This is a genomic window from Streptomyces albidochromogenes, from assembly GCF_005981925.1.
In the GTDB taxonomy this organism is placed as follows: Bacteria; Actinomycetota; Actinomycetes; order Streptomycetales; family Streptomycetaceae; genus Streptomyces; species Streptomyces albidochromogenes.
Genome location: NZ_VBVX01000227.1, coordinates 1 through 11,247 on the forward strand (window position 1 = coordinate 1; position 11,247 = coordinate 11,247).

The following is an 11,247-nucleotide window of genomic DNA, read 5'->3' on the forward strand; positions in this document are numbered from 1 at the left end:
GAGCCGTGCGGAGCAAGGTGGAGCGCGGAACGGGGGAAGAGTGGCAGGAGTGGGGACCTCCTGTCAGGAGCGCGTCAAGAAGTTGGCCGGAAATCGTCCGTTGCCCGAATAGTCATGTTCGTTAAGCGGACGTTTCACGGGCTGTTACCGAGCCCCTGTAATGGCGTCCGGCTGCCCGCGGCCGTCGGGCGGGGCCCGACGGCCGCGGGCGCCGTCAGGCCAGACTGTCCCGCCAGGCCCGGTGCAGGTGGGCGAAGCGCCCCGTACCGCCGACGAGTTCGGCGGGGGAGCCGTCCTCGACGATGCGGCCCTGCTCCATGACCAGCACCCGGTCGGCGATCTCCACCGTCGACAGCCGGTGCGCGATCACCACCGCCGTACGTCCCCGCAGCACGGTGTCCATCGCGCGCTGCACCGCCCGCTCGCCGGGGACGTCCAGGGACGAGGTCGCCTCGTCGAGGATCAGCACCGCAGGGTCGGCGAGCAGCGCCCGGGCGAACGCGACCAGTTGCCGCTGCCCGGCCGAGATGCGGCCGCCCCGCTTGCGCACGTCCGTGTCGTACCCCTCGGGCAGACCGGCGACGAAATCGTGCGCGCCGATCGCCTTCGCGGCCCGCTCGATGTCCTCCCGGGTGGCGTCGGGGCGGCCGATGGCGATGTTCTCGGCGACCGTGCCGGAGAACAGGAACGCCTCCTGGGTCACCATCACCACCGCGCGCCGCAGCTCGGGCACGGCCAGGTCGCGCAGGTCGGTGCCGTCGATCAGGACGCGGCCCTCGGTCGGGTCGTAGAAGCGCGCCAGGAGCTTGGCGAGCGTCGACTTGCCCGCACCCGTCGAGCCGACCACGGCGACGGTCTGGCCGGCCGGCAGGGTCAGGCTGAAGCGCGGCAGCACCTCGCCGCCCGTGCGGTAGGCGAAACCGACGCCGTCGAAGACGACCTCCCGGCCCGGCCCGCCGCCGGCCGGGGCGGGCAGCGCACGCGGTGCGGCCGGCTCGCGGACGGAGGGGACCTGGGCGAGCAGGCCCGCGATCTTCTCCAGCGAAGCGGCCGCCGACTGGTAGGAGTTGAGGAACATCCCGAGCCGGTCGATCGGGTCGTAGAGCCGCCGGAGATAGAGCACGGACGCGGCGAGGACGCCGAGCGCCAGCGCGCCCTCGGCGACCTGGTAGGCCCCCCAGAGCACGATCCCGGCGACCGTCGTGTTGGCGACCAGCCGCGACCCGACGACGTACCGCGCCATCTCCAGCAGGCCGTCGCCGTTGGTCCGCTCGTGGCGGTGGTTGAGCGCCCGGAACTCCACGTCGTTCGCCCGCTCGCGGCGGAAGGCCCGTACTGGCCGGATCCCGTTCATCGTCTCCGCGAACTTCACGATGACGGCCGCGATCGCCGTCGACCGCTGGGCGAACACGACGGAGACCCGGCTCCGGTAGCGCCGGACCAGGAGGTACAGCGGCGCGAACGACAGCACCGCGAGCCCGCCGATGCCCGGGTCGAGCCAGAGCAGCAGGGCGCAGATGTAGACGCAGGAGAGGATGACGCCGATCAGCTCCTGGAGGCCCTCGCCGAGCAGTTGCCGCAGGGACTCCACGTCGGTCGTCGACCGCGAGATCAGCCGCCCGGAGGTGTACCGCTCGTGGAAGTCGACGCTCAGCGCCTGCGCGTGCCGGAAGATCCGGCCGCGCAGATCGAGCAGGACGTCCTGGTTGACGCGGGCGGAGACCCGGATGAAGGCGTAGTGGAACAGGCCCGCTCCGACCGAGCACACCAGGTACCCGGCCCCGACGACGACCAGTGGCCCGAAGTCGTCCCGGCGCAGCGCCGGTACGCCCCGGTCAATGGCGTACGCGACAAGCAGCGGACCGGCCTGCACGGCGGCCTGCTGCAGCAGCAGGAGCAGCGTGGCGACGGCCACCCTGGCCCGCCGGGGCCGCAGCAGCGAGCGCAGCAGCGCCCCCGTCGCCCCCTTCGGCGCGGGCAGCGCGTCCCGGTCGAACGGGTCCCCGTCCCCCGCCGGCCGGGCCTGCGGCGGGGGTGCCGGCCGCGCCCCCGGCTCGTGGGGCGGCGGCCCGGTGTCCGGGGGCCTCTGGTCGTTCGGGCGGTCGTCCGCGGTGGTGGTCATGCCGTGTCCCCCTTCCCGGCGGCGGCCCGGCCGTCGCCCGCCCCGCCGTCGCCCGCCCCGGACATCAGCCAGGCGTACTCGTCACTGGTGCGCAGCAGCTCCTGGTGGGTGCCGACCGCCGTGACCCGGCCGCCGGAGAGGAGTGCCACCCGGTCCGCGAGCAGCACCGTGGACGGGCGGTGCGCGACGACCAGCGCGGTGGTGTCCGCCAGGACGCGCCGCAGCGCGGCCTCCACCAGCGCCTCGGTGTGCACGTCCAGCGCCGACAGCGGATCGTCGAGCACCAGGAAACGCGGTCTGCCCACCACCGCCCTGGCCAGCGCGAGCCGCTGCCGCTGCCCGCCGGACAGGCTCAGCCCCTGCTCACCGACCTGAGTGGCCGCGCCCTCGGGCAGCCGGTGCACGAAGTGGGCCTGGGCGGTGTCCAGCGCCCGCTCCAGATCCGCCTCGCCCGGGCCGCCGCCCGCGCCCATCAGCACGTTCTCGCCGACGCTCGCCGAGAACAGCGTGGGCTCCTCGAAGGCCACGGACACCAGCTCCCGCAGCCGCTCGCGCGGCATCGCGGTGATGTCCTGCCCGTCGAGCGTGATCCGCCCGCCCGTCACCTCGTGCAGCCGGGGGACGAGCGCGGTGAGCGTCGTCTTGCCGCTGCCGGTGGCCCCGACGAGGGCCATGGTCTCGCCCGGCCGTACGTGCAGATCGACCCGGGCCAGTACGGGCGGCGTCCCCTCGGGCGCGTCGGGGTAGCGGAACTCGACGGCGTCGAACACCATCCCGCCCCGGCCGGCAGCCACCGGGGACGACGGTGGAGCGACCCCTTCCGTCTCCTGTGGCGCGTCCATCACCTCGAAGTACCGCTCGGTCGCCGTCGCCGCGTCCTGGCTGATCGCGAGCAGGAAGCCGATCGACTCCACCGGCCACCGCAGGGCCAGCGCCGTAGAAAGAAACGCCACCAGCGTGCCCGCCGACAGCCCTCCGTCGGCGACCTGGACCGTGCCGAGGACCAGCGCCGCCCCGATCGCCAGCTCCGGCAGGGCGGTGATCGTCGCCCAGATGCCCGCCAGCAGCCGGGCCTTGACCAGCTCGGTTCCCCGCAGGGTCAGCGACAGCTCCCGGAACGCCCGGGCCTGGCTGCGGTGGCGGCCGAATCCCTTGATGACGCGGATGCCGAGCACGCTCTCCTCGACGACCGTGGTCAGATCACCCACCTGGTCCTGGGAACGCCGGGCGACCAGCGCGTACTTCGACTCGAAGAGGGAGCACAGCACTACCAGCGGCACCGCCGGCGCCAGCAGCACCAGTCCCAGCGACCACTGCTGCTGCAACAGGATGACGAATCCGACGAGGATCGTCACCCCGTTGACCAGCAGGAACGTCAGCGGAAACGCCAGGAACATCCGCAGCAGCATCAGATCCGTGGTCCCGCGCGACAACAACTGCCCCGAAGGCCACCGGTCGTGGAAGGCCACCGGCAGCCGCTGGAGGTGCCGGTACAGGTCGTCCCGCATGGCCGCCTCCACCCCGGCCAGCGGCCGGGCCACCAGCCACCGCCGGAGCCCGAAGAGCGCGGCCTCCGCGAGTCCGAGCAGCAGCAGGTACAGCGCCCCCAGCCACACCCCGCCCGGGTCCCGCTCCGCGACCGGACCGTCCACGAGCCACTTCAGGACGAGCGGGATGACCAGGCTCAGGCAGGAGGCCAGCACCGCGACGACGGCCGCCCAGGCCAGCCGCCGGCGCACCGGGCGCACGTACGGCCACAGGCGCAGCAGGGAACGTACGGCCGATCGCTTCCTGGTGGGTGCATCCGCTCCGGTCATCAGGATCGAGCGTACGGTTCACCACTGACAGTGCTCACCCGTTTTTGGCCGTGCCCGCCTTCAGCAGCAGCACCGACCGGGCCGGCACGGTGATGACCCCGCCCGCCCGGTGCACCGTCCCCGGCCCGTCCTCCTGGGTCTCCCGCGAGGTGTCGACGACCAGTTCGTACGTCCGCGCCCACGGCGGCCCGGGCAGGATGAAATCGACCGGGGAGTCCGCCGCGTGGAGTACGGCCAGGAAGCTGTCGTCCGTGATCTTCTCGCCGCGCGCGTCCCGCCCCGGGATGTCGCGGCCCGACAGGTAGAGCCCCACGGTCGAGGCCGGCGCGTACCAGTCCCGCTGTGTCATCTCCTCCCCGTGCGGGGTGAACCACGCCAGGTCGCGCAGTCCGTCCGCCGCCTGCGGCCGCCCCGAGAAGAAGGCGCGCCGGCGCAGCACCGGATGCGCGTGGCGCAGCGCCAGCAACCGGGACGTGAGCCGGAACAGCTCCCGCCAGCCGGGGTCCTCGAGCAGCGACCAGTCCACCCAGCTGACCTCGTTGTCCTGGCAGTACGCGTTGTTGTTGCCGCCCTGCGTACGCCCCATCTCGTCGCCCGCGACCAGCATCGGCACGCCCGTCGACAGCAGCAGTGTCGTCACCAGATTGCGCAGCTGCCGCCGGCGCAGCGCGTTCACCCCGGCGTCCTCGGTCTCGCCCTCGGCGCCGCAGTTCCACGACCGGTTGTCGTTCGTCCCGTCCCGGTTGCCCTCGCCGTTCGCCGCGTTGTGCTTCTGGTGGTACGACACCAGGTCCCGCAGCGTGAAGCCGTCGTGCGCGGTGACGAAGTTGACCGACGCGTACGGGCGGCGGCCGCCCCACGCGTACAGGTCGCTCGACCCCGAGAGCCGGTAGCCCAGGTCCCGCACGTCCGGCAGCGCCCCGCGCCAGAAGTCCCGCACGGCGTCCCGGTAGCGGTCGTTCCACTCCGTCCACAGCGGCGGGAACGCGCCGACCTGGTAGCCGCCGCTGCCCACGTCCCACGGCTCGGCGATGAGCTTCACCCGCCGCAGCACCGGGTCCTGCGCGATGACCGCGAGGAACGGCGACAGCATGTCGACGTCGTGCATCGAGCGCGCGAGCGCCGCCGCCAGGTCGAAGCGGAAGCCGTCCACGCCCATCTCGGTCACCCAGTACCGGAGCGAGTCCGTGATCAGTCGCAGCACGTTCGGCTGGACGACGTGCAGGGTGTTCCCGCAGCCCGTGTAGTCGGCGTACCGTCTGGCGTCGTTCTGGAGGCGGTAGTAGCCGCGGTTGTCGATGCCGCGCAGCGACAGCGTGGGCCCGAGCTCGCCCGCCTCGGCGGTGTGGTTGTAGACGACGTCGAGGATCACCTCGATGCCGGCCGCGTGCAGGGCGCGCACCATCGCCTTGAACTCGCCGACCTGCTGCCCCGCCGTCCCCGACGCCGCGTACCCCGCGTGCGGCGCGAAGTAGCCGATGGAGTTGTAGCCCCAGTAGTTGCGCAGGCCGCGCCGCAGCAGGTGGTCCTCGTGGGCGAACTGGTGCACCGGCAGCAGCTCCACGGCCGTCACCCCGAGCCGCTGGAGGTGCTCGATCGCCGCCGGGTGGCCGAGTCCGGCGTACGTGCCGCGGAGCTCCTCCGGGATGCCCGGGTGCAGCTTGGTGAAGCCGCGTACGTGCAGCTCGTAGATGACGGTGTCCGCCCACGGCGTCTTGGGCCGCCGGTCCTCGACCCACTCGTCGTCCGGCGCCTCGTCGTGCACCACCACGCCCTTGGGGACGAACGGCGCCGAGTCGCGGTCGTCGCGCACGGTGTCCGCGACGCTCTGCTGCGGCCAGTCCCTGACGTGCCCGTACACCTCGCCGGGCAGCGTGAAGTCGCCGTCGACGGCCCGCGCGTACGGGTCGAGGAGCAGCTTCGCGTGGTTCCAGCGGGCGCCGGTCCACGGGTCCCAGCGGCCGTGCACCCGGAAGCCGTAGCGCTGTCCCGCCCGTACGCCGGGTACGAAGCCGTGCCAGATCTCGTGGGTGAGCTCGGTCAGCGGGCAGCGCCGCTCGGCGCCGTCCTCGTCGAAGAGGCACACCTCCACGGCCTCGGCCCCACCCGCCCACAGCGCGAAATTGGTGCCCGCGACGCCGTCGGGTCCGACGCGGAAGCGCGCCCCCAGGGGGGTCGGCGCGCCGGGCCACACGGGCGGTCCGCCCCGGCCGTGGTCCGGGCGCCGCCCGTTGACCGCCGCCGGGACGGGCGCGGACGCGGGGCGGTCGCCCACCGCCTCGGGCACCGCTGCCCGCACCGCCTCCTGTACTGCCTCCTGCTCGGGTGCGCTGGACACCTGTAAGCCTCCCGCGGCTCGTTGGGACCGGCGGATCCTGAGACCGTACGGCGTCCCGGCCGTGGCCCCCCTCGCGCGTTCCTCCCACCTGTTCTTCCCGGAACAGCGGTCGTACTCACGTTTCCCCTGGAGGGGCGCGGTCGTTGGGCCCGGCGTGAGAGACGCAGTGAGACGCGCACGGGCGGTCCTGGCCGCCGTACTGGCAGGAGCGGGCCTGATCACCGGGCTGGCGGGCTGCACGGCCGACGGCGAAGCGCTGTTCGGCGGGAAGCCGCGCTCCCCCCGGGACGCCATCCGGATCGTTCCCGCCGACGGGGCGAAGGGGATCAGGGCCGACGGCCGCATCGAGGTGAGGGTCCCCGACGGGCGCCTCGAACGGGTCCGGGTCGTCCGGGTCGAGGACGCCGACCAGCACGAGGTCACCGGCCGGATCGCGGACGACGGGCTGAGCTGGCGGCCGGACGCGGGGCCGCTGCGGCTGGCCGCCAAGTACCGGGTGCACGCGGTCGCCGTCGACGGCCGCGGCCACCGCTCCGCCCGGCACACCTCGTTCACCACGGTCGTTCCCGAGCACCGCTTCATCGGCTACTTCAAGCCGGAGAACCGCTCCACCGTGGGCACCGGCATGATCGTCTCCTTCTCCTTCAACCGCCCCGTCGTCAACCGGGCGGCCGTCGAACGCGCCATCGAGGTCACCTCCCAGCCGCCGGTGGAGGTGTCCGGCCACTGGTTCGGCGCCCAGCGCCTTGACTTCCGGCCGCGCGCGTACTGGAAGCCGGGCACCCGCGTCGGCGTCGACCTGAGGCTGCGCGACGTCGAGGCCGCGCCCGGCGTCTTCGGCATCCAGCACAAGGCTGTCGGCTTCACGGTCGGCCGCTCCCAGGTCTCCACGGTCGACGCGGCCGCGCACACCATGGTGGTACGGCGCGACGGCGAGGAGCCGGTGGAGGTGCCGGTCAGCGCGGGCGCGCCGAAGACCACGACGTACAACGGGAAGATGGTCGTCACCGAGCTGTACGACGTCACGCGGATGGACGGGCGGACCGTCGGCTTCGGCGGTGAGTACGACATTCCGGATGTTCCGCACGCGATGCGGCTGACGGCGTCGGGGACCTTCCTGCACGGCAACTACTGGGCTCCGGCCGACACCTTCGGATCGGTCAACACGAGCCACGGCTGCGTCGGGCTGCGCGACGTGAAGGGCGGCAGCCCGGACACCCCGGCCGGCTGGTTCTTCGACCGCACGCTCGTGGGGGATGTGGTGGAAGTGGTGAACTCGCGCGACCGGAAGGTGGCTCCCGACAACGGCCTCGGCGGCTGGAACATGGAGTGGGACCGATGGAAGGCCGGTTCCGCGCTCCGATAACCCCTCCCTGACCTGCAGGGCCCCCGACCCGTTCGCCTCGCACTTGGGACCGAACGGTGACATACACGCGCAGTCGGCGACACGCCCGGTGTGATTACCATTCACCAGACGCGCGGTTGCTGCGCGTGGGGGTGCGGGCCATGGCTGGGGCCAGGCCGTGCGAGGGGAGAACAACACGTGAAAAGGCAGCCGATATCGGGGACGTCGGCCGGGACGCGCCGGGCGCGCGGATCCCGCCGCGGGGGCCCGGGACTGCTGGCTCTGCTGCTGGGGGCGATGCTGCTGTTCGTCACGGCGTGCGCGGGAAGCGATTCCGGTGACGGCGACGGCAAGGGCACGAAGGGCGGGGCGGGGAAGGCCGGCGACACCCAGGCGTCGCAGGCGGTGGTGACGATCGCGCCGAAGGACGACGCGAAGAACGTGGCCACCAGCGGGGCTCTGAAGATCGGCGCGGACAAGGGCAGGCTGACGTCCGTCAAGGTCGAGGACACCAAGGGCAACGAGATCGAGGGGAAGATCTCGGCGGACGGCACCTCCTGGGAGCCGGCTCACCACCTCGGCGCGGCCACCCAGTACAAGGTCCACGCGATCGCGAAGGACTCCGAGGGCCGCGAGTCCGCGAAGGACACCACCTTCACGACGCTCGTGCCGACGAACACGTTCGTCAGCTACTTCACGCCCGAGGACGGCTCCACCGTCGGTGTCGGCATGCCGGTCTCGCTGCGCTTCAGCCGTGGCATCACCGCGCCCGAGGACGTCGAGAAGGCCGTCAAGGTGACGGCCGAGCCGTCGGTGCCGATCGAGGGCCACTGGTTCGGCAACGACCGCCTCGACTTCCGTCCCGAGAAGTACTGGGCCGCGGGCACCAAGGTGACGCTGAAGCTGAACCTCGACGGCGTCGAGGGCCGGCCCGGCGTGTACGGCAAGCAGTCGAAGACGGTGAAGTTCACGGTCGGCCGCAGCCAGGTCAGCGTCGTGGACGCCAAGGCCCACACGATGACCGTCAAGCGCGACGGCAAGGTCTTCAAGACGATCCCGATCACCGCGGGCGCCCCGTCGACGACGACGTACAACGGCCAGATGGTCATCAGCGAGAAGTACAAGGTCACCCGCATGAACGGCGCCACCGTCGGCTTCGGCGGCGAGTACGACATCAAGGACGTGCCGCACGCGATGCGTCTGTCCACCTCGGGCACCTTCATCCACGGCAACTACTGGGCGGGCGCCGGAACCTTCGGGTCGGCGAACGTCAGCCACGGATGCGTGGGTCTGCGGGACGTACGGGGCGGATGGGACAAGAAGGCCCCGGCCGCCTGGTTCTTCGACAACTCGATCCTCGGTGACGTGGTTGTCGTGAAGAACTCCAACGACAAGCAGATCCAGCCCGACAACGGCCTCAACGGCTGGAACATGTCCTGGGCGGAGTGGAAGAAGTAACACGCGCCGTACAGATGTGCGGACCCGGTGCACTGTGATCGAGCGCACCGGGTCCGTTGTCGTTAACGCGGGCTAACCTCGCTCGTATGACTGTGAATCTCGAAGTCTCCGAGGGCGTCGGCACCATCCGGCTGGACCGCCCCCCGATGAACGCACTGGACATCGCCACCCAGGACCGGCTGCGCGAGCTCGCCGAGGAGGCGACGCGGCGCGACGACGTGCGCGCCGTGGTCCTCTACGGCGGCGAGAAGGTGTTCGCGGCCGGCGCGGACATCAAGGAGATGCAGGCGATGGACCACGCGGCGATGGTCGTGCGCTCCCGGGCCCTCCAGGACTCCTTCACCGCCGTCGCCCGCATCCCCAAGCCCGTCGTCGCGGCGGTCACCGGGTACGCCCTGGGCGGCGGCTGCGAGCTCGCCCTGTGCGCCGACTTCCGCATCGCCGGCGACAACGCCAAGCTCGGCCAGCCCGAGATCCTCCTCGGCCTGATCCCCGGCGCGGGCGGCACGCAGCGGCTCGCGCGGCTGGTCGGCCCGTCCAGGGCCAAGGACCTCATCTTCACCGGACGCCATGTGCGCGCCGACGAGGCGCTGACGATCGGACTCGTCGACCGGGTCGTGCCGGCCGCCGAGGTGTACGAGCAGGCGCACGCCTGGGCCGCGAAGCTCGCCCAGGGGCCCGCGACGGCGCTGCGCGCGGCGAAGGAGTGCGTCGACGCGGGCCTCGAAACGGACCTGGACACCGGGCTCACCATCGAACGCAGCTGGTTCGCCGGGCTGTTCGCCACCGAGGACCGCGAGCGCGGCATGCGCAGTTTCGTCGACGAGGGCCCCGGCAAGGCCAAGTTCCTCTGAGGAAAGGCAAGTTGGTGTGAATGCCGGGGGTCATCCTCTCGGGCGGATTAACGCGGCCTTAAGCCCGCCTGAAGCGAGCCTTGCTCCGGGCGCCGGGTGATCAGGCGTAAGCGGCACGTCACCGCAGGTGGCAGGGGGTGTGGAGGGGCCAGTGCTGCCTCTGGCATATGTCAATCCGCACCCCTGAACGGGGTGGTCGCGAGGGACTGAATCCCCCGGAACGGCCCCGGGCGGCCTCCCGGGCGGCCATGATGGGGGGCATGGCGGGGCTGGAGGGTATGGAGCAACCGCGGCCGCGCGGCAGCGCGACGGCTGCGCGGTGGACGCCGGCGGTCGAGGACGAACAGGCGTTCAAAGCAGTGGAGTTGTACGGGAACCCGGCGGACGAGGAAGTGCGTCTGCCGTCCCGTCCGGAGTCGGCGGCGACAGCGCGGCGGCTCACGCACTGCGTGGTGTTCCGCCAGTGGCAGCTCTCCCCGCAGACCGCGGAGCACGCGGTGCTGCTGGTCTCGGAGCTGGTGGGCAACGCGGTGCGGCACACCGGGGCTCGCGTCTTCGGGCTGCGCATGCTGCGCCGCAGGGGCTGGATACGGATCGAGGTGCGCGACCCGTCGCGCGGTCTGCCCTGCCTGATGCCCGTGCACGAGCTCGACACCAGTGGCCGGGGGCTCTTCCTCGTGGACAAGCTCTCCGACCGGTGGGGCGTGGACCTCCTGCCGCGCGGCAAGACCACCTGGTTCGAGATGCGGGTCAGCGACCGCACCTCCGAGCGCTAGGCGCCGTACCGGCGCGGCGGCAAGCACAGAAGCCCCCTGTGGCCGGGGTGCGGCACGTCGGGGGCTTCTGTGGAGCGCCGTGGAACGGGGGGGTGTGATCCACGGCCGCTTTGATGACGACCTGGCCCGGGTCAATGGGGGTCGTGGCACCGACTATGGCAGACAGGTGAGCACGGTGCCAAACGACCACAACGGGACAATCCGTCGCAGAGTCTGCTAATTCCTCGATGAATCACAGGTGAACTATGCCACCTGCCTGGTAATGAGTGCATAGATATGAAGTGAGGTGCGTGTTTCATTAGCGGGGCTCCCTGGGCGACCTCACGTGTCGGGCGACCCGCTCGGCCGTGAATTGGCTCAATCATTACCTTTTGCTCGCATTGCCCCTTAAATGGGGCGCGTGACTCAGACATGCCGCCGCAGCGTGCTGCGGGCCGGAGCCGCGGTGGCCGGGGCGGCCGTCGCGGGAGCCCTCACCACCGGCTGCGACGCCGGCTCCGGGTCACCCGCCGCCGCCTCGTCCGCGCCGCCCCGCCC

7 protein-coding genes are annotated in these 11,247 nt (G+C 71.9%); 4 read left to right on the plus strand and 3 right to left on the minus strand.

Features of this window, described 5'->3' with window-relative positions:
* Nucleotides 1–214: 214 nt before the first annotated feature.
* From E2E34_RS24710 to glgX, 3 genes are read right to left on the minus strand one after another with little or no spacing between them, the layout of a single operon-like run.
* Nucleotides 215–2,122, minus strand: coding sequence for an ABC transporter ATP-binding protein (locus tag E2E34_RS24710; RefSeq protein ID WP_138904122.1), 1,908 nt, complete (start codon nucleotides 2,120–2,122; stop codon nucleotides 215–217).
* Nucleotides 2,119–3,939, minus strand: a complete 1,821-nt coding sequence (locus E2E34_RS24715; protein ID WP_138904123.1) for an ABC transporter ATP-binding protein — start codon at nucleotides 3,937–3,939, stop codon at nucleotides 2,119–2,121. Before E2E34_RS24715 ends, E2E34_RS24710 begins: the two co-directional genes overlap by 4 nt.
* A gap of 34 nt (nucleotides 3,940–3,973) precedes the next feature.
* Nucleotides 3,974–6,277, minus strand: a complete 2,304-nt coding sequence (gene glgX, locus E2E34_RS24720; RefSeq protein ID WP_167518376.1) for a glycogen debranching protein GlgX — start codon at nucleotides 6,275–6,277, stop codon at nucleotides 3,974–3,976.
* 166 nt (nucleotides 6,278–6,443) lie between these two features.
* Between glgX and E2E34_RS24725 the strand changes: the two genes are divergently transcribed.
* The 4 genes from E2E34_RS24725 to E2E34_RS24740 all read left to right on the plus strand — a co-directional run bounded on the left by E2E34_RS24725 (nucleotide 6,444) and on the right by E2E34_RS24740 (nucleotide 10,710).
* Nucleotides 6,444–7,643 carry a L,D-transpeptidase gene (locus tag E2E34_RS24725; protein ID WP_244316060.1) on the plus strand — a complete coding sequence of 400 codons (1,200 nt, stop codon included), beginning with the start codon at nucleotides 6,444–6,446 and terminating at the stop codon, nucleotides 7,641–7,643.
* Nucleotides 7,644–7,820: 177 nt separating this feature from the next.
* Complete coding sequence (locus E2E34_RS24730) at nucleotides 7,821–9,080, plus strand: L,D-transpeptidase (RefSeq protein ID WP_138904124.1); 1,260 nt, start codon at nucleotides 7,821–7,823, stop codon at nucleotides 9,078–9,080.
* Nucleotides 9,081–9,166: 86 nt separating this feature from the next.
* Nucleotides 9,167–9,934, plus strand: coding sequence for an enoyl-CoA hydratase/isomerase family protein (locus E2E34_RS24735; protein WP_138904125.1), 768 nt, complete (start codon nucleotides 9,167–9,169; stop codon nucleotides 9,932–9,934).
* Nucleotides 9,935–10,182: 248 nt separating this feature from the next.
* A complete protein-coding gene (locus E2E34_RS24740; protein ID WP_138904126.1) occupies nucleotides 10,183–10,710 on the plus strand; it encodes an ATP-binding protein in 528 nt (175 codons plus the stop codon).
* Nucleotides 10,711–11,247: the final 537 nt, after the last annotated feature.

Bases quoted from the DNA above. Each gene is read 5' to 3' on its own strand.
- E2E34_RS24710 (WP_138904122.1), bottom strand. From the start codon at position 2,122: ATGACCACCACCGCGGACGACCGCCCGAACGACCAGAGGCCCCCGGAC.
- E2E34_RS24715 (WP_138904123.1), bottom strand. From the start codon at position 3,939: ATGACCGGAGCGGATGCACCCACCAGGAAGCGATCGGCCGTACGTTCC.
- E2E34_RS24735 (WP_138904125.1), top strand. From the start codon at position 9,167: ATGACTGTGAATCTCGAAGTCTCCGAGGGCGTCGGCACCATCCGGCTG.
- E2E34_RS24740 (WP_138904126.1), top strand. From the start codon at position 10,183: ATGATGGGGGGCATGGCGGGGCTGGAGGGTATGGAGCAACCGCGGCCG.